This window comes from Aeromonas sp. R5-4 (assembly GCF_040908215.1).
Taxonomy (GTDB): domain Bacteria; phylum Pseudomonadota; class Gammaproteobacteria; order Enterobacterales; family Aeromonadaceae; genus Aeromonas; species Aeromonas veronii.
Genome location: NZ_JBFODG010000017.1, coordinates 83,861 through 100,556, shown reverse-complemented (window position 1 = coordinate 100,556; position 16,696 = coordinate 83,861). Strand labels below are relative to the sequence as shown.

The following is a 16,696-nucleotide window of genomic DNA, read 5'->3' as shown; positions in this document are numbered from 1 at the left end:
GGGGAAACAAGAGGTTACAGTGCCTAATATTCTGCCTTGGTAACTTGTGATACAAGTCGCATTTTTGGTGCTGAGGATAAATAACCGAACAAGGACTCCCCGTGTTGACCGTCCGCGCCGCCCGACCCAACGATTTGGGCGCCATCGTTAAACTGGAACGCTACTGTTTTCCTCCCGAGGTCGCCTTTGGCCGCAGTCGCTGGCACTATCTGCTCGCCCAGGCCAGAGGCCGCACCCTGCTGGTGCTGGATGAGAAGGAGCAGCTGATGGGCTATCTCTGCCTGCTGGAGCACAAGGGGTGGGATCGCCTCATCGTGCAGACCCTCGCCATTCGCTGGACCATCCGCCGTCAGGGCTGGGCGCGGCGCCTGCTGGAGCAGGTGATCCGCGAAGGACAGGAGGCTGGCTGGGGGGCGATCCGGCTGGAGGTGGCGGATGCCAACGCTGAAGCGCTGGCGCTTTACCGTGGGCTGGGGTTCAAAGCCACCCAGCGGCTGCCGGACTACTATGGCCTGGGTCAGCATGCCCATCGGCTGGTGCTGAAGCTGGCCGGAGAGAGGAGAGAAGAGGAGAGGGGATGAGCTGCGACAACTGCCTCGCCACCGCCATCAGGGCCAAGCTGGGGCGCTGCCCGCTCTGCGCCGGCCAGACCTTTGCCATCGGCCTGGTCGGCTGGCTGGTCTGGTGGTGGTGTGGCGCCGACACCTCGGTCAACGCCCTCACCGGTCTGCTGTTTGCGCTGGGGGGATCGGGCCTGTTGCTGCTCCATCTGGTGGTATTTGTCTGGCGCAAGGTGACCGGACGTGAATTGAGCGATGAATAAATCAGATTGGTTTCAACAACATAAATAACAATATCGGTTGAGATAATGGAGGTTCAGATGATAGCAATGGTAACGGGCGCCTCGTCCGGTTTTGGTGAGTCCATCAGCCGTCAGCTGGTGCAGGCGGGCTACAAGGTGATCGGTACCGGTCGCCGCGCCGAGCGGCTGGCCGCGCTGGCCGACGAGCTGGGCGCGCAGTTCCTGCCGCAGGCGTTCGACGTGCAGGACAAGGCGGCCACCCGCGCTGCCATCGCCGCTCTGCCGGCCGAGTGGCGCGAGGTGGATCTGCTGGTCAACAACGCCGGTCTGGCGCTGGGGCTGGAGCCGGCCCACAAGGCGGATCTGGAAGATTGGGAGCAGATGATTGCCACCAACATCAGCGGTTTGACCCTGCTCACCCGCCTGCTGCTGCCGGGCATGGTGGTGCGCAATCGCGGCCACGTCATCAACATCGGCTCCATCGCCGGTACCTACCCCTATCCGGGCGGCAACGTCTACGGCGCCACCAAGGCGTTCGTGAAGCAGTTCAGCCTCAACCTGCGTGCCGATCTGGCGGGCACCGCCATCCGCGTTACCAACGTGGAGCCGGGCCTGTGCGGCGGCACCGAGTTCTCCAACGTGCGCTTCCACGGTGACGATGCCAAGGCGGCCTCCGTCTATCAGGGGGTGGAGGCGATCCAGCCGGAAGATATCGCCAATACCGTGCTCTGGGTGAGCCAGCAACCGGCCCACGTCAACATCAACAGCATCGAGATCATGCCGGTGGCGCAGACCTTCGGCCCGCTCAATATCAGGCGTCGCTGATCGCTGCATTGGCTGAAACGAAAGAGGCTCCCGTGGGAGCCTCTTTGCGTTGGCGAGCCGGTCACAGGCTCATGATCTTCTTGAACTCCTCCGGCGAATACTTCTTCTCGGTGCGCTTGGTGAGATCCGTCATCAGCTTGTAGCGCAACTCTTTGGCCATCTGATAGGTCTGCTCCAACTGACCGTAGGAGTAGTCGGCAGCCAGCCCGATGGCGGTAGCCTTGTCGCTGGCATAGGCCTGTTTCAGGCTCTTGTCGAGGACGGCGACCTCCTTGTAGAGCTTGCTGCTCTCCTTGCTCCAGACGCCGCGCAGCAGCGGCAGGTACTTGTCCGGATCGGCGCTGGCCAGTGCGGTCAGGCTGCGGAACTGCCAGTAGGCGGAATAGTCGGAGTAGCTGTCGCTGCCGGTGCGATAGGGCAGGGGGTAGGATTCCAGGGTGTTGTAGAGCGGCACCATCACGGATTCGGCCAGCACGCCGTAGCTCTGCCAGATCAATCCCTGCAGCTCTTTGGGCATCTCCTTGCGCAGCTGGATGACGTGGGATTCGAGTTGGCGATCGATACGGATCGGCCGCTCCGCTTTGCCCGCCAGCGGCGTGCCGTCATAGGTGGCGCTCAGCAGTTTGGCTACGTCCGGCACGGCGATAGGGGCATCCGGCTTCATAAAGAGCGGATATTGCGCCTGCCGGGTCAGCTGCGGGTGGCTGGCGGTCAGCATTTTCTGGCCGAGCCACTCCCGATCCACGTTATACGGGTCAGCGATGACCCCGAACGCCTTGGCGAAGTTGAACTCTTTCGGATCGGCGTTATCCAGCAGTTTGTGCTCGCGTACAAACTCCAGCAGTTTGGGCGAGTGCAGCACATCTGCGCTGTCGAGATTGACGCCGTGGATGCGCAGGCCGTTGGCCACCATGGCGTAGCTGTCGTCCGGCACCCGCACTGCGATCCAGTGGTGGCCGGAGCCGATCTCCATCAGCCAGGCCTCGTTCACATCCGCCAGATAGAGGCTGTTGCCCTCACCGGCGCCATATTGCTCCACATAGCGGCCAAGCAGCTCGACCCCCTCTTTGGCCGTTTTGGCCTGCGGCAGGATCAGGGTCGGGATGATGGCCTCGATGACCCCCTTCTCAATCAGCGGATCCGCTTTCTGGGCCTTGTCGTTGACCTCGGCACTGGTGGTGGCCGAAATGGCGACGTTGAACTCGTTGATGCCGCGCTCCTCGTAATACTTGCCGTCCGGGTCGCTGGTTGTGGCATCCCAGTCGTGGATGGCGGAGTAGGCGAAAAATGCTTTGGGCATCGGCACTTCCAGTCCGTTGCCCAGCTTCCAAAGTTTGCCCTCGTTCTGCTGCGCGGGCCGGAAGGCGAGGTACTTGTTCCAGTTGTTGACGCCAAAGTCCTCGTTTCTGGCGATCATTACGCTGCCATCGGCACTGGCCCCCTTGCCGACGATAAGGCCGGTACAGGCGTCGGCACTGGTGCCAAGCAGGGTGAGCAGGGTGGCGGAGAGAAGACTCAAGGTGTGTTTTTTCATAGTTATGCCCGAAAGGTTGCGGTAGATGCGCGTCAGGGGGCGGGAGAAGCGGCCGGGAGTAACCGGACTGGGTCGGAGATCCGACGGTAGACAGGTCTGCATCTGGTTGAATTCGCAAACATATCATCCATAACGCTGCTTGCTTGCCCGATGGTGCGCCAAAATTGTATGCCTCGCTGGTTGTTTGTTTTGTGATCGACGGAGCGTTCCTGCGGTTTATATGGTGCAGCGTTTTTGAGGCAGCGGTATGTGTCGGAAATCGGGGTAAAAGCAGCGGATGAGTCATGATTCTGACGCCGCATTGGGGCTGTAACCGCTGGCAAGCTCGCCAGAGCGGGGATCTCGCCCAATCTGACAAGTTGGCCTGTAACTTGCTGGTTTTCTTGTCAAAGGTGGGGCCAGACCCCATACCGCCGCATTCAGTCGGCCCGCTTCGGCGGGTCGGCACACAGAACGGGAGTCTTCATGGATATCAAACCCTACAGCCAGCAGCTTGCTCAGAGCGCCTCCAACAACCGCGCCCTCGCCACCCTCAACAGTGCCAGTAGCGGCGGTCAGGGTGGTGGCTGGGAGGAGATGGTCAGCCTCTCCACCCAGCGCATGACCGGTCAGGCCCAGCAGGTGCTGACCTACGAACATCTGGCCAAGAACAGCAAGCTGCCGCCCGCACTCGATATGAGCTCCGACAAGGGGGGCGTGGTACAGCAGTTGGTGGACAAGGCGCTCGGGTTTGATCGCAAGAAATTCAACGAGATAGAAGACAAGCTCAAGGCTATCGCCGATAACAAGAAGCTGACCCCGGAAGAGCGGGCGGAGCAGAGCAAGCCGCTCAACGAGCAGAAAGATGCAATGCTCAAGGAGGCGATGGATCGCCTGACCGGCAAGAAGAGCTCATCCAAAGATGAGGCCAAAACCGCCTGATCCTGCCACAGTTGTGCTCGCTACCCGGTCGACACCGATGGGCCAGTGTCGACCGCCGATGGGCAAGCTTCTGCCACCTATTTTGACCTCACCTCCCCACAGGCGCACAATGTCCGCGCATTGAGCCAGTCGAGGAGTCCGCCGTGTACAACTTCCAATATGCCAATCCGACCCGCATCTGTTTCGGTGAGGGGCAGATCGCCTGCTTGCCCGATCTGATCCCGCCCGGCAGCCGGCTGCTGGTGCTCTACGGTGGCGGCAGCATCAAGCAGAACGGGGTGTATGAGCAGTTGACCCGGGCGCTGGAGGGGGTGACGTGGCAGGAGTTTTCCGGCATCGGCGCCAACCCCAGATTCGAGTTGTTGATGGAGGCGGTGGCGCTGGTGAAGCGCGAGCGTATCGACTTCCTGCTGGCGGTCGGTGGCGGCTCCGTGGTCGATGGCACCAAGTTTGTCGCTGCCGCCGCCTGCTACGAGGGGGATGATCCCTGGGATATCTGCGGCAAACAGGCGAGCGTGCACAAGGCGCTGCCGATGGGCTGCGTGCTGACCCTGCCGGCGACCGGCTCCGAGAGCAATCCCACCTCGGTAGTGAGCCGGGGGGATGTGAAGATCTCCTTCAGAAGCCCGCTGGTGCAGCCGCAGTTTGCGGTGCTCGACCCGACCACCACCTACAGTCTGCCGCCGCGTCAGACCGGCAATGGCGTGGTGGATGCCTTTGTCCATATCGCCGAGCAGTACCTCACCTTTCCGGTGGGGGGTGAGGTGCAGGACAGACTGGCGGAGGGGCTGCTGCAGGTGCTGGTGGAGAACGGCCCCAAGGCGCTGGCGGAGCCGACCAACTATCAGGTGCGGGCCAATCTGATGTGGGCGGCCAGTCTGGCGCTCAACGGCCTTATCGGTTGCGGGGTGCCGCAGGATTGGGCCTCCCACGCCATCGGCCATCAGCTGACGGCGCTTTACGGGCTCGACCACGGCCAGAGTCTGGCAGTGGTGCTCCCCGCCCTGCTGCGAGAACGGGCAGCGCAGAAGCAGGAGAAGCTGGCCCAGTTTGCCGAGCGGGTGTGGCACTCCAGCCGCGAGGATTATGCCCTGCGCATCGAAGAGGCGATCATCCGCACCGAGCAGTTCTTCCAGCAGATGGGGCTTGGCACCCGGCTCTCTGACTATGGTCTGAGCGAAAGCTGCATTCCGGCGGTCTGCTCCAATCTCAAGCGGGTCGGGCGCACCGCGCTCGGGGAGCTGCAGGATATCGACCCGGATCAGGTCGCGCGCATTCTCGCCCGCGCGCTATAAGCCGGCGCCGGTTTGTGTCCCTGGCTGATTCATTTTCCCAATTAAAGAGGGCCGCTTGTTGCGGCCCTCTTGCATGACGGGTTAGCCGATCACTCGGTGCGCGCCTTGAGATAACCGGCGTAATCCGGGATCTGTACGCTGAACGCCTGCCGCATATGGGGGCTGTCCATGATGAAATCGGCGGTCGCCTCGTTGGTGGCGACCGGGATGTTCCAGACTGCCGCGAGGCGCAGCAGCGCCTTCACGTCCGGATCGTGCGGCACCGCATTGAGGGGATCCCAGAAGAAGATCAGCACGTCGATCTTCCCTTCGGCGATCAGGGCGCCGAGCTGCTGGTCGCCCCCCATGGGGCCGGAGAAGAGGCAGGTGATGGGCAGCTGCGCCTTCTTGCCGAGCATGGTGCCGGTGGTGCCGGTCGCATAGAGATGGTGGAGCTTGAGCTCCTCCTTGCGGCGCATCACCCAGTTCAGCAGAGGGGTCTTCATGTTGTCGTGAGCCACCAGTGCCACCCGTTTGTGGGGCGCCATCTCGCGTGCAATCTGTTCCATGGAAATCGTCCGTAGCATTGTTATTGGAAGAGAGTCGTATCCTAATCGAAAGCCATGACAGATGCTGTGTCGGGCGTATTAACTGTGATCCTGTCGAAAAGTTTTCGGGTCATGGCTGCTCAAATGAAGAGACCCGCGCTGGCGGGTCTCTTTGCTTGCTGACCTGCTGGCTCAGGAGCCGTGGTGCAGTTGCGACTGCTGGTAGTTCTCCAGCCCGATGCGATCGATAAGATCGAGCTGGGTCTCCAGCCAGTCCACATGCTCCTCTTCATCTTCCAGGATCTCCTGGAACAGGTCGCGGCTGATGTAGTCCTGCACCGACTCGGCGTAGGCGATGGCTACCTTGAGGTCGGGGATGGCATCCATCTCCAGCGAAAGGTCGCAGCGCAGCATCTCTTCGACGGTCTCGCCGATGCGCAGCTTGCCCAGATCCTGCAAATTGGGCAGCCCTTCGAGAAACAGCACGCGCTTGACCAGCTCGTCGGCGTGTTTCATCTCATCGATGGACTCGTGATACTCCTTGTGCCCGAGCGCCTTGAGGCCCCAGTCATCGTAGATGCGGGCATGCAGGAAGTATTGGTTGATGGCAATCAGCTCATTGGCCAGTACCTTGTTGAGGTGGGCAATGATCTTGGGATCTCCTTTCATCGACAGTGCTCCTTGGTTCGTGCCTGAGGCTTCGATCGTTAGAGCTTAGTCCAGAAAAGTGACAACAAGAGGTCCGGCGAGCCAGCTCGCCTGAGAAAAGGGGTGACCCTGTTGGCGGGTCGCATCAGAAAAGAGGTGTCCGGATCAGGCCACTTCGTAGTAGAGCACGGGTTGCTCCTGCTCCATCTTGTCGAGCTCGGCGGCGATGATCTCCATGGTCATGCGCACGCATTTGCCACATTGGGCGCCCACCTCGAGCGACTGCTTGAGCTGTCGGAATTCGCTTTTACCTGACTGCACCGCTTTGCGGATCTGGGTATCTGTGATGCCGCGGCACAAACAGACGTACATGATGGTCACCTCTTGTGGAATGAGATGAAATCTAAATGAGAATGGTTCGTAGTGCAAATAACCATTGGTAATAAGATCCCCTGCTTGCCACTGTGCAACCCCTTGGGGACAATGCTGGCAATCAGAGGAGATCACCATGCTCAAGAAACTGTTCAGCGCCCTGTTCGGGGGCGAGCCGACCAAGGTTGTGGAAGTGACCCCGACCGAATATGCCGGCTATCTCATCTATCCGGAACCCATGGCAGAAGGTGGCCAGTACCGACTGGCAGGGCGCATCACCAAGGAGCTGGACGGTGTGCTGCAAACCCACCGTTTCATCCGCTCCGATCTGTTTGCCAATCCGGCCGATGCCGAGCGTTTCATGGTGCAGAAGGCCCACACCTTTATCGATCAGATGGGAGATCGCATGTTCGAGCCCCGCAAACCGGCTGACAGCCAAGCTTCATGACACTGCAAGAGGTCACCCTGCAGCGCGAGGCGCTGGCCCGCGCCGGTGAGCGGCGCCTGATCTGGCTGGAGGGGGAGGAGGCCGACTGCATTGCCCGCGCCCAATCCCTGCTCGGCGAGACAGTCTTCTGGCTGGGCGCCGGGCCCGAGAGTTATGCCCCGCAACCCGCTGCCAAGGCGCTGCAGCGGCTCGGTCAGGAGTGCGACACGCTGGTGTTCAACGCCTTCAGCGGCTTTCATCCCGACGCCTTCGGGGCGCTGGCGGGCACTCTATGCGCTGGTGGCTTGCTGTTGCTGCTAACGCCGCCCAGAGCACAGTGGCCTGCATGGCCGGATCCTGACCGGATCCGGCTGGTGGCCCAGCAGGAAGAGGCGGGTCGGGCCGGTCACGGCTTTATCGCCCGGCTGGTACGGTTGCTGGAAGGTGATCCCGCCCTCTCTCTGGAGCCGCCGGTTTGCTCGCAGCCGTGGCAACCGATTGGGCCGGAGCGCAGGCTGAGCAGCGATCAGGCACGGGCACTGCCCGCTATCCACAAGGTGTTGCACGGCCATCGTCGTCGTCCGCTGGTGCTGAGCGCCGACCGTGGCCGTGGCAAGAGTGCGCTGCTGGGCCTGGCTGCCGCCGAGCTGCTGCGCCAGCAACCCTCGCTGAACATAGTGGTGACGGCCCCCTCGCAGGCAACGGTGGCGACCCTGTTTGCCCACGCCGCTCGCGGGCTAGATACTACGCCGGACCAGCTGGCTGGGCTGAGCTACTGTTCGCCGGATCGGCTGGTGCACGAGGCGATGAATCCCGATCTGCTGCTGGTGGATGAAGCGGCCGCCATTCCGACCCCGTTGCTCGAGGCCATGCTGGCCCGCCACAGTCGCATCGTGTTTGCCACCACCGAGCACGGTTACGAGGGGACGGGGCGCGGTTTTCACCTGCGCTTCAAGCGGGTGCTCGATAGCCAGACCCCGGAGTGGCAGGAGATCCACCTCTCTGAGCCCATTCGCTGGAGTGAGGGCGATCCGCTGGAGCCGCTGATCTTCCGCCTGCTGGGGCTCGATGCGGAAGTGGCGGCGCCTATGTCGCCGACCAGCCCGAGCTGGCGTCTGGTCAGCCAAGAGGCGCTGGCGAGCGACGAGGCGTTGCTCAACCAGCTGTTCGGCCTGCTGGTGCTGGCTCACTACCAGACCACGCCGAGCGATCTAAGGTCCCTGCTGGAGAGCCCGGATCTCGATATCCATCTGCTGGAGCAGGATGCGAGCCTGCTGGGTGTGGCCTTGGTGGCGCGGGAAGGGGAGATAGAGCCCGAGCTGGCCGAGGCGATCTGGGCCGGGCGTCGCCGTCCGCGCGGCCATCTGCTGCCCCAGTCGCTGCTGGCTCATGCCGGTTTCAAGACTGCGGGGGGGCGCAGCTACGCCCGGGTGATGCGTATCGCCATCCATCCCGAGCTACACCGCCACGGGTTGGGGTCGCTACTGCTTGGCAGGCTTGAAGAACATTATCGTCAGGCGGGGATCGATTACCTTGGCTCGGCTTTTTCGGCCAGCGCCGACCTGCTCCCTTTCTGGCGCAAGGCAGGGCTGGAGGTGCTGCGCATCGGCTTGCAACGGGATGCCGCCAGCGGATGCCACGCAGCCCTGCTGCTCAAAGCGCTGAAACCCGAGCATGAGATCGAGTTGAATCAATGGCAGCAGCGTTTCGTACGCCAGCTTCCGACCCTGCTGGCGGGCGAGCTGAAAGGATTGGAGCCCGAGCTGGTATGGCAATGTCTGCAAGGCAGTACCGTCACCGCAGCGGAGCTTGGCGAGTTCGAGCGCGATGAGGTTGAGTGCTTTGCCCTGCATCACAAGCCGTTCGAACTGAGCCAATCCAGCTTGCAGCTGTGGCTGGCGCGCAATCTGGCTGTGCTGGGTTCACTGACCCCTGACGAACGTGCTCTGCTGATTGCCCCCATCTGGCAATATGCCGATTGGGGAATGCTGGCTGCTAGGTTGCAACTGGCTGGCAAGCCCGCCGTGATCAAGAGTTTGCGGGCGCTGCTGGCGCGGCTCTTGAGTTCCTCTACCACTCGATAGGTTTGCCCTGCCAGTCGAGAAAGCTCAGCTCGCCATCCGGTTGCAGCCGGTTCATCAGGTTAATCAGATGGTCGGCTACCAGCTCGGGACTCTGCACATTTCCCGCCGGTACATTGGCGTGAAACGGGCGGGAGAGTTGGGTATCCACGGTGCCGGGATGGAAGGCCAGCAATTTGACGCCGGGGGCCCGCCGGGCCAGCTCGATGGCGGCACACTTGAGCAGCATGTTGAGGGCGGCCTTGGATGCACGATAGCCATACCAGCCGCCCGCTCGGTTGTCACCAATACTGCCGACCCGGGCGCTGAGAACGGCCAGAGTGCAAGGCTCGCGGCCAAACAGCGGTAACAACTGGCTGATCCAGCGCAGCGGCAGCAAGGCGTTGGTCTGGTAGAGGCGGGTCATGGCATCCAGATTGATTGCTTCGAGCCGCTTCTCTGGCTGGATTTCCCCCTGATGCAGTATGCCGTTGCAGATCACCACCCGATGTGGTCTCGGTGCCAACTCCGCGATGCGCGCCACCACTTCTGTCATCTGCTCATCGCTGTAATCACAACATAGCCAGTGCAGACCCGGCGATGAGAGGCCAGCAGGTGCGGGCTGACGGCTGATGGCAATTACTGGCCCGACACCCGCCGCCAACCAGTGTGTCACCAGAGCCGCCCCGATACCGCCAGAAGCGCCAATCACGACGATGCCTTCACTCATCTCAGGCTCCTTGTGAGTACATGATGGATTTCACCATCCGCCAATGTTGTCCTGATTGGCAGATACGCTCCCGCCAGCGTGCGGGATCAAGCGGTTAACGCTGCAATCTTGCCGAGATCCGAGCCGTTGGGTGAATTCCATTCCTATACTGAGGGAAAACCGCAGCGGTCTGCTGCCCGCGCAACCAGAATGAGAGTCACCATGATGTCCAAAGATGGGGAAGAGCGTAAATCTATCCTGACCGAAAGTGGCACCAACGAGCTTGAGATCATCGAGTTTCACCTCAAGAAGCAGCTACCGGACGGCCGTGAAAAAACCGCTTATTACGGGATAAACGTCGCCAAGGTGCGCGAGGTGATCCGGGTGCCTGAGACCACCGATTACCCCAATGCCCAGCGCCATATGGTGGGGGTCTTCTCCCTGCGGGATCGGCTCATCCCGCTGGTGGATCTGGCGGGCTGGCTCGGCATCAAGACCAACCCTGACCCCAGCCACAAGGTGGTGATCGTCACCGACTTCAACAAGATGGCCAACGGTTTTCTGATCGATAGCGTCAGCAGGATCCACCGGGTCTCCTGGGAGGATGTGGAGTCACCCAGCCAGTTTCTGGAAGCGGGGGAGAACGACTGCGTGGTGGCCGTGGTCAGGCGCGATGGCAACCTCATCATGATCCTCGATTTCGAGAAGATCATCGCCGACATCAACCCCGAGCTCAGCATGGAGAAGTACGACGTCACTCAGGACCGCAAAGTGCTTATCGACGATCGCATGATGGCGCTGCGTCAGGGCAAGACCATTCTGGTGGTGGATGACTCGGCCTTTATCCGCAAGATGATCGAAACCACCCTGCGCACCGCCGGTTACAACGTGATCACGGCCAAGGACGGGGGAGAGGGGCTGGAGATGATGACGGATTTCGATCGTCTGGCCCAGGAGGAGAGAATGCCGGTGACCGGCTTCGTCAATGCGGTGATCACCGATGTGGAGATGCCGCGCATGGATGGCATGCACCTGCTCAAGCGACTGCGGGATACCCCCTCCTACAAGGAGATGCCCATCGTGATGTTCTCCTCCCTGATGAGCGATGACAACCGCCAGAAAGCGCTGCAACTGGGGGCCAACGATACCATCACCAAGCCCGAGATAGGGCGCATGGTGGGGATGATGGATCACATGCTGCTGGGAATTGCCCCGCCTTCGCCCGCCAACAACATCTGACCTGCCATTAACTTGCCATTGGCCGGTCGAATTCACTGACCGGTTGCCTCAAGCGGCCACTCCTTGCCAGGGAGTGGCCGCGCTGTTTTGACTGTTTACTGCGATCCCGACGCCCCTTGTCTCCCGGATATGATTCATGTAATGATAATTATTATCATTTGTTGGTGTGAAGCATATGACAGCAACCTGGGTGAAGGGGTGGGTCGAGTCGACCGAAGGTGGCAGCAGCATGAGTCACTGGAAACAGCAGACCCGAGAGGGCAACCGGCTGTTTGACTGCGGCGAGTATCATCAGGCGCTAGCTCATTATCAGCAGGCGCTCTGGCTGGCTCGTCAGCAATTGGTGCAGTGGCATGACGCCGATGAGGCGGTGGCGGCGCTGGTTGTGGCTCACCACAATCTGGCGGATCTGCTGGTGGCCATGACTCTGCCCGATCGCGCCGCCGACCTGCTCTGCTATGTGCACGACTGCCTGCTGGCGACCTGTCACTCCCCCGCTTGCTCCTCTCGCCTGCGAGAGGCTGCTTTGCGCCATACCCGCACAACCCGTGCCGAGTTGCTGACGTTCGTACAGCGCCACGGCAGCCACGCCGGGATCATGCGTTCGCTCGGTCACTGCCTGTGTCAGAGCGAGCCCTCATCCCGGCTCCATTAATCCGAACAGAGGTCATCATGAGCCATACCCTGCCAGCCCTGAACTATGCCTACGACGCACTGGAACCCCATATCGATGCACTGACCATGGAGATCCACCACAGCCGTCATCACCAGACCTATATCAACAACCTCAACGCCGCGCTGGAAGGGGCGCCAGAGCTAGCCGCAATGCCGGTAGAGGCTCTGCTGCGCCGCTTCGATACTCTGCCTGCCACCTTGCAGGGGGCAGTACGCAACCATGGCGGCGGCCATGCCAACCACTCCCTGTTCTGGCTGGTGATGAGCCCGCAGGGGGGCGGTGAGCCGGGTGGTGAACTGGCTCTGGCCATCGAGCGGGAATTGGGGGGATTCGATGCCTTCAAGCAGGCTTTCACTCAGGCTGCCCTGAGCCGCTTTGGCAGCGGCTGGGCCTGGCTGGTGGTGGACAAGGCGGGCAGATTGCAGGTGGAGAGCAGTGCCAATCAGGATAGTCCCCTGATGCATGGCCATACCCCGATCCTGGGGCTGGATGTGTGGGAGCACGCCTACTATCTCAAGTACCAGAACAAGCGTCCTGACTATATCGCTGCCTTCTATCAGGTGGTGGATTGGGCCGAAGTGGCCCGCCGCTATCAGGCGGCGCGAGGCTGACCTGTCGCTGGGTATGGGTGTGCAGGCTCACCGTCACAACCTGCGCTGTAATAACAAGACCCGCCAGTTGGCGGGTCATCTGTTTATGGTGCGGCTGTGCTGGAGCTGGCGGCTGAAGGGGTCATCGGCATTGTGGGCAAGGCCGCGCTGGGCATCTCGGCGGCGGTTTCTGCCGCGGATTTGGCGGGAGTGACCGGCTCAGTCGTTGCCGCTGCGGATGCAGCAGGAGTGACTGGTTCCGTCATGGCCGAGGCTGATGGAGTGGCTGACTCGGTGGCAATAGCGGCAGAGACTGCCGCTGGCTTGGCCTCATCCGCCGCAGGTTTGGGCTGTTTGAGGCAGGGTTGCAGGCTGCCGATGGTGCTCAGTGACTGGCAAGGCACAGGCAGGCCGATGGGGACCGGTGCGCCGAGGAACTTGGGTCCCTTGTCCAGTACATAGAGGTCGAGCAGCCCCATCAGGCGGGCAAAGACTTCCCGCACCCGGGTGCGGATCCCCTGATAGGCGCTGGGATCCTCGGCATTGAAGCCGACCGCATCGATACCGAAATGGCGGGCGATGAAAATGGCCCGCTCGTTGTGAAAGCCCTGGGAGACCACGGTAAAGCGCTCCTGGCCGAACACCTCCTTGGCACGAACCACTGAGTCGAGGGTGCGGAATCCGGCGAAATCCATATAGATGGCGGAGGCGGGGATACCCGCCTTGATCAGGGCGCGGCGCATCTGGCGTGGCTCGTTGTACTGCACGGTGGCGTTGTCACCGGAGACGATGATGAAGTCCACCTTGGCATTGTTGTAGAGCTCGGCCGCCGCCTTGATGCGGTATTTGAAGTAGTGGTTGGGGCCGCCACCGGAGAGATATTTGGAGGTACCCAGCACCACCGCAACCCGGTTGTAGGGCACCTTGTCCACCTGATCGTAGGTGTAGTGACGGGCATCCGAGACGATCCACTCGCTGTAGCCCAGCAGCATGGCAATCAGTGCCAGCAGCAAAACGAGGCAGGCGAGGAGGATCTTGGCAAACTTCTTCATGCGCGGTGCGGTCAGGGTCTGAAGTTGGGAGTGGCTATCGGCATTCTATTACAACTCGGCCGCTGGCGTCAGGCTTGATAACGGGTGGGCGCCTCATTCGGGCAGAGGTTGTCGCAGCAGAGGCCGGGAGAGCGGGAGGATAAAGAGAGGGGCTGCAATGGCAGCCCCTCTGGTAGGTGAAGGTTTATCAGTGGGCGGAGTCGTTACCCTTACAGGCGTCTGACTCCTTGTTTGCTTGCCACCAGGGCAGCAGATCCCGGGCGAGCCACGCCTGATAGGCGTCGCTGTCGTTGGCGATCAGCCGGTCCAGCTCCCCTTCGAAGTCGCTCATCGCCTGCTGTCGATCCGGATTGCGCAGCGCCTGTGCCAGCGCCAGCCAGCTGGCGCCGCGACCGGTGTCGTTGAGGAAACGGTGCACGGTATAGGACCAGGAGTAGACCATCTCGCCACCCTGGTCGTAGTCAAGGTGGAGGATCGCCGCCAGTGTCGGGCGCTGGTTGGCGGGGCGGTTTGCCACGTTATCCAGACCTCGGGCAAAGCACTGACCGTGGGCGATGTACTCTGCAATCCCCTCGGCCCACCAGGTAGTGCGGTTGAGCGGATAGTGTCCGAAGCTGCCGTACTGGTTGAAGCGACCATCCAGATAGTGAACGTACTCGTGGCGCAGGTTCCACACCTGGAAGGCGGGGCGTTTCCACTCCGCCTCATAGGCGAAGAAGCGGGCCTGATTGCCGGGGCGAGCCGGATCCCCCTCGATATAGATGCCGCCATTGTCGGTGGAGACACCAAACAGCGCGCTGCCGTAGCGGCCCCAGTCGGCGGAGGAGTTGAAGATCACCAGCTCCAGCGCCTCGTTGTGATCATCGGCCACCGGTTGCCAGCCTGTCTCCATTTGCTGGTGGAAGCGCTGCTCTTCATCACCCAGCTCGCGGCAGATCCCTTCGGCCTGAGCCTGAGTCAGATCCTGGGCGCGCAGACGCAGGGTGGGTGAGCAGGTGTGCTCGAACGGCAGAATATCTTCCATGCGGATCGGGGTACAAAGCCCGGCGAACTCGCCGCTGACACAGGCTTCGCTGGTGCGATCCGTGTAGGTGAGGTAGTAGCTGGAGAGGGTCAGGGAGACCTCTTCCAGCATGGCAGCCGGATGCTGTCCACCCGGGATCAGCCCCTGCTGGCGCATGATGGCGATGACATCGCGATCCAGCTGTTGGCGATAGGCAATCGCCTTATCCGGGCTGGTGTGATGGAGGTAGCGCATCATCTGGTAGAGGCGGCTGTGGGCATCGAGGATGTTGTTGAAGATAAACAGATCCCGTGAGCCATCGCGCTGTTTCCAGAGGGCCAGCTCGCTCAGGCCCAGTTGCAGCAGGCTCTGGCGCAATGCCGCCTCCTGTTGCAGCACAGCTGCGCTGAAGTCTGCCTGCTGACCGTAAGAGGCGCTCTGATCGACCAGATTGAGCAGCTCGAACAGGCCATCGGCCCAGGGTTTGTGGCCATTGATCTGTGCCGCATGTTGCACCGCATAGCCGAGCGCCTGGTTGAGTTGGGCCAGCATGGGGGCGGCACTCTGGCGGAAGGCGGCTTGGCCAAGTTGTCCCTGCGCTGCCACGCTCCAGGCTTCCAGCACTGTGCCAGCCTGCTCCTGTGGTTCAGCTCCCAGCAGCAGGGGATGGTTGAGCAGATCAATCATTACCCCGGCCAGTGCCCGGGCGACCTGATCACTCTCTTTGCCAACGCCGCCGTGGTAGTTGTGGGCGCGCACATAGTAGAGCAGCTTGTCCATTGCCGGATGGGTCGGCTGGTTGGCCGCCAGCAGAGCACGCATGCCGCGCACCACCGCCATCAGCTTGGCGTCATCGTGGCCGTAATCCGCCTGCCAGGCAGGACTGTTCTGGCCGCTCACGTCGGCTACCAGTTTGGCTGCATCGCTGTCGAGCAGAGCCACATCGGGTTGCTCTGGCTCGGAGCAGAGACGACCGTTGGCGCGGCGACACTCCAGCAGCTCCTCCTTGCTGGCCAGCACGATGGGGCGATTGAGCACCCGGCTCTCCTGCCACTCTTTGCTCTCTGGCAGGGGTTGCCACTCGCCGCCGGCGACCGGGTATTGGTAGCCGCTATCTTGCAACGTTACTTGAACCTCGCTGCCAGCGGGGATCACCTGACGGCAGATGCGATAGCGGATGGTGTTGCTCCCCTCCTTGCGCTCCTGCGGCTCATCACACTCCTGCTGAGGCGTGAGCTGATCCAGCTGCCACTGATAGCGGCGCCAGACATGGATCTCGCTGACCTGAGCGGCAGCCTGACTGCCTGCCACCGGCTGCAGGCGGAAGAAGATCTGCTCCAACCGGCCATCCCGCTCACTCGGGGTCTCTTCAAGTACCTGCAACTGCTGCCAATCCTGCGGCTGATAGTGCCACTCCGACTCTGCGCAGCGGCCTTGTGCGTTGAGTTCGCAGCGATCCAGCTCCCTTTCGCTCTGACCCAGGATGATGGCTTGTGGCAGTGGCAGACGATCCTGCCGCTGGGCGGTCGGCGTGCCCGCCAGTTGCTCCCAGCGACCCTGCTTGAGGCCATAACCAAAGTCATAACTGCTGGCGGGAATGAGCTTGCCCGCTGGAATCCGATCTTCACAGCGCACGAAGCGGATCTGCCAGCCCGCATCTACCTTGAGCTGCGGCTCGCCACACTGCTGTTCGGCCAGTGCAGCGAGATCGCTGCTCTGCCAGTCGAAGCGACGGTAGACCCTGAGCTGCTGATAGGGGGCGTTGCTGCTGCGCGCCTTGAGCTCGTAAGTGATCTCGGTGATGCGAGCGGCCAGTTGCCGGCTCGATTCGCCAGTCAGCTGATACTGTCGCCAGTCATTGGGGGAGTAGTTGGCTTGCGCCGAGGATGTAGCCAAAAGCAGGGGGCCTGCCAGCAGCAGCCACCCGGTACCTGAACGGTTCATTTTTATCCCTTTGTTCTTGTTTGTGTATTGTCTTGCGAGTAATCGCAAGGTAATTTAAACAGTTCCAAAGGG

General features: G+C 61.6%; 17 protein-coding genes. 10 read left to right on the top strand and 7 right to left on the bottom strand.

The window, feature by feature from the left end:
* The first annotated feature begins 101 nt into the window (after positions 1–101).
* From AB5Y83_RS08915 to AB5Y83_RS08905, 3 genes are read left to right on the top strand one after another with little or no spacing between them, the layout of a single operon-like run.
* Positions 102–581, top strand: coding sequence for a GNAT family N-acetyltransferase (locus AB5Y83_RS08915; protein WP_033115555.1), 480 nt, complete (start codon positions 102–104; stop codon positions 579–581).
* Positions 578–823 carry a DUF3624 domain-containing protein gene (locus AB5Y83_RS08910; protein WP_108573586.1) on the top strand — a complete coding sequence of 82 codons (246 nt, stop codon included), beginning with the start codon at positions 578–580 and terminating at the stop codon, positions 821–823. The genes AB5Y83_RS08915 and AB5Y83_RS08910 overlap by 4 nt, the downstream gene beginning before the upstream one ends.
* A gap of 57 nt (positions 824–880) precedes the next feature.
* Positions 881–1,627, top strand: a complete 747-nt coding sequence (locus AB5Y83_RS08905; RefSeq protein ID WP_368175039.1) for an SDR family oxidoreductase — start codon at positions 881–883, stop codon at positions 1,625–1,627.
* Positions 1,628–1,688: 61 nt separating this feature from the next.
* On the opposite strand, the gene AB5Y83_RS08900 is transcribed toward AB5Y83_RS08905, so the two are convergent.
* Positions 1,689–3,161 (bottom strand): C69 family dipeptidase, encoded by a 1,473-nt coding sequence (locus tag AB5Y83_RS08900; protein WP_368175038.1) that lies wholly within the window; start codon positions 3,159–3,161, stop codon positions 1,689–1,691.
* Between the two features lie 465 nt (positions 3,162–3,626).
* Here AB5Y83_RS08900 and AB5Y83_RS08895 point away from each other — a divergent pair, with 465 nt between their 5' ends.
* A complete protein-coding gene (locus AB5Y83_RS08895) occupies positions 3,627–4,082 on the top strand; it encodes a hypothetical protein (protein WP_033115559.1) in 456 nt (151 codons plus the stop codon).
* Positions 4,083–4,225: 143 nt separating this feature from the next.
* Entirely contained in the window at positions 4,226–5,377 is a 1,152-nt protein-coding gene (locus tag AB5Y83_RS08890) for an iron-containing alcohol dehydrogenase (protein WP_368175037.1), read from the top strand.
* An 89-nt stretch (positions 5,378–5,466) separates the two neighbouring features.
* Here the strand turns inward: AB5Y83_RS08890 and AB5Y83_RS08885 are convergent, their stop codons facing one another.
* From AB5Y83_RS08885 to AB5Y83_RS08875, 3 genes are all read right to left on the bottom strand, one after another.
* The gene (locus AB5Y83_RS08885; RefSeq protein ID WP_005363178.1) at positions 5,467–5,925 is read right to left on the bottom strand and encodes a methylglyoxal synthase; all 459 of its coding nucleotides are present in this window, start codon (positions 5,923–5,925) and stop codon (positions 5,467–5,469) included.
* A gap of 171 nt (positions 5,926–6,096) precedes the next feature.
* Complete coding sequence (gene bfr / locus AB5Y83_RS08880; protein ID WP_005354959.1) at positions 6,097–6,573, bottom strand: bacterioferritin; 477 nt, start codon at positions 6,571–6,573, stop codon at positions 6,097–6,099.
* 144 nt (positions 6,574–6,717) lie between these two features.
* Positions 6,718–6,924 carry a bacterioferritin-associated ferredoxin gene (locus tag AB5Y83_RS08875; protein WP_005335965.1) on the bottom strand — a complete coding sequence of 69 codons (207 nt, stop codon included), beginning with the start codon at positions 6,922–6,924 and terminating at the stop codon, positions 6,718–6,720.
* Positions 6,925–7,060: 136 nt separating this feature from the next.
* Between AB5Y83_RS08875 and AB5Y83_RS08870 the strand changes: the two genes are divergently transcribed.
* Together AB5Y83_RS08870 and AB5Y83_RS08865 are read left to right on the top strand one after the other, a co-directional pair.
* Complete coding sequence (locus AB5Y83_RS08870; RefSeq protein ID WP_139735494.1) at positions 7,061–7,372, top strand: HlyU family transcriptional regulator; 312 nt, start codon at positions 7,061–7,063, stop codon at positions 7,370–7,372.
* Complete coding sequence (locus tag AB5Y83_RS08865; RefSeq protein ID WP_368175036.1) at positions 7,369–9,435, top strand: tRNA(Met) cytidine acetyltransferase TmcA; 2,067 nt, start codon at positions 7,369–7,371, stop codon at positions 9,433–9,435. The genes AB5Y83_RS08870 and AB5Y83_RS08865 overlap by 4 nt, the downstream gene beginning before the upstream one ends.
* Here AB5Y83_RS08865 and AB5Y83_RS08860 read toward each other — a convergent pair.
* The gene (locus AB5Y83_RS08860) at positions 9,422–10,141 is read right to left on the bottom strand and encodes an SDR family NAD(P)-dependent oxidoreductase (RefSeq protein WP_368175035.1); all 720 of its coding nucleotides are present in this window, start codon (positions 10,139–10,141) and stop codon (positions 9,422–9,424) included. The two genes, AB5Y83_RS08865 and AB5Y83_RS08860, sit on opposite strands and share 14 nt — an antisense overlap.
* Before the next feature lie 201 nt (positions 10,142–10,342).
* Between AB5Y83_RS08860 and AB5Y83_RS08855 the strand changes: the two genes are divergently transcribed.
* The 3 genes from AB5Y83_RS08855 to AB5Y83_RS08845 all read left to right on the top strand — a co-directional run bounded on the left by AB5Y83_RS08855 (position 10,343) and on the right by AB5Y83_RS08845 (position 12,646).
* A complete protein-coding gene (locus AB5Y83_RS08855; protein WP_005335957.1) occupies positions 10,343–11,359 on the top strand; it encodes a chemotaxis protein in 1,017 nt (338 codons plus the stop codon).
* A 175-nt stretch (positions 11,360–11,534) separates the two neighbouring features.
* Positions 11,535–12,014: a hypothetical protein gene (locus AB5Y83_RS08850; RefSeq protein WP_005354955.1), complete on the top strand. Its 480-nt coding sequence runs from the start codon at positions 11,535–11,537 to the stop codon at positions 12,012–12,014.
* A 17-nt stretch (positions 12,015–12,031) separates the two neighbouring features.
* Positions 12,032–12,646 carry a superoxide dismutase gene (locus AB5Y83_RS08845; protein WP_058059387.1) on the top strand — a complete coding sequence of 205 codons (615 nt, stop codon included), beginning with the start codon at positions 12,032–12,034 and terminating at the stop codon, positions 12,644–12,646.
* An 83-nt stretch (positions 12,647–12,729) separates the two neighbouring features.
* Here the strand turns inward: AB5Y83_RS08845 and AB5Y83_RS08840 are convergent, their stop codons facing one another.
* Positions 12,730–13,677: a vancomycin high temperature exclusion protein gene (locus AB5Y83_RS08840; RefSeq protein WP_236354921.1), complete on the bottom strand. Its 948-nt coding sequence runs from the start codon at positions 13,675–13,677 to the stop codon at positions 12,730–12,732.
* 187 nt (positions 13,678–13,864) lie between these two features.
* Positions 13,865–16,624 carry a collagenase gene (locus AB5Y83_RS08835; protein ID WP_368175034.1) on the bottom strand — a complete coding sequence of 920 codons (2,760 nt, stop codon included), beginning with the start codon at positions 16,622–16,624 and terminating at the stop codon, positions 13,865–13,867.
* Between the last annotated feature and the right edge of the window lie 72 nt (positions 16,625–16,696).

What these genes read in the sequence shown, in the direction of transcription:
- AB5Y83_RS08910 (WP_108573586.1), top strand. Translation starts at nt 578, where the DNA reads ATGAGCTGCGACAACTGCCTCGCCACCGCCATCAGGGCCAAGCTGGGG.
- AB5Y83_RS08905 (WP_368175039.1), top strand. Translation starts at nt 881, where the DNA reads ATGATAGCAATGGTAACGGGCGCCTCGTCCGGTTTTGGTGAGTCCATC.
- AB5Y83_RS08900 (WP_368175038.1), bottom strand. Translation starts at nt 3,161, where the DNA reads ATGAAAAAACACACCTTGAGTCTTCTCTCCGCCACCCTGCTCACCCTG.
- AB5Y83_RS08895 (WP_033115559.1), top strand. Translation starts at nt 3,627, where the DNA reads ATGGATATCAAACCCTACAGCCAGCAGCTTGCTCAGAGCGCCTCCAAC.
- AB5Y83_RS08885 (WP_005363178.1), bottom strand. Translation starts at nt 5,925, where the DNA reads ATGGAACAGATTGCACGCGAGATGGCGCCCCACAAACGGGTGGCACTG.
- bfr (WP_005354959.1), bottom strand. Translation starts at nt 6,573, where the DNA reads ATGAAAGGAGATCCCAAGATCATTGCCCACCTCAACAAGGTACTGGCC.
- AB5Y83_RS08875 (WP_005335965.1), bottom strand. Translation starts at nt 6,924, where the DNA reads ATGTACGTCTGTTTGTGCCGCGGCATCACAGATACCCAGATCCGCAAA.
- AB5Y83_RS08870 (WP_139735494.1), top strand. Translation starts at nt 7,061, where the DNA reads ATGCTCAAGAAACTGTTCAGCGCCCTGTTCGGGGGCGAGCCGACCAAG.
- AB5Y83_RS08865 (WP_368175036.1), top strand. Translation starts at nt 7,369, where the DNA reads ATGACACTGCAAGAGGTCACCCTGCAGCGCGAGGCGCTGGCCCGCGCC.
- AB5Y83_RS08860 (WP_368175035.1), bottom strand. Translation starts at nt 10,141, where the DNA reads ATGAGTGAAGGCATCGTCGTGATTGGCGCTTCTGGCGGTATCGGGGCG.
- AB5Y83_RS08855 (WP_005335957.1), top strand. Translation starts at nt 10,343, where the DNA reads ATGATGTCCAAAGATGGGGAAGAGCGTAAATCTATCCTGACCGAAAGT.
- AB5Y83_RS08850 (WP_005354955.1), top strand. Translation starts at nt 11,535, where the DNA reads ATGACAGCAACCTGGGTGAAGGGGTGGGTCGAGTCGACCGAAGGTGGC.
- AB5Y83_RS08845 (WP_058059387.1), top strand. Translation starts at nt 12,032, where the DNA reads ATGAGCCATACCCTGCCAGCCCTGAACTATGCCTACGACGCACTGGAA.
- AB5Y83_RS08840 (WP_236354921.1), bottom strand. Translation starts at nt 13,677, where the DNA reads ATGAAGAAGTTTGCCAAGATCCTCCTCGCCTGCCTCGTTTTGCTGCTG.
- AB5Y83_RS08835 (WP_368175034.1), bottom strand. Translation starts at nt 16,624, where the DNA reads ATGAACCGTTCAGGTACCGGGTGGCTGCTGCTGGCAGGCCCCCTGCTT.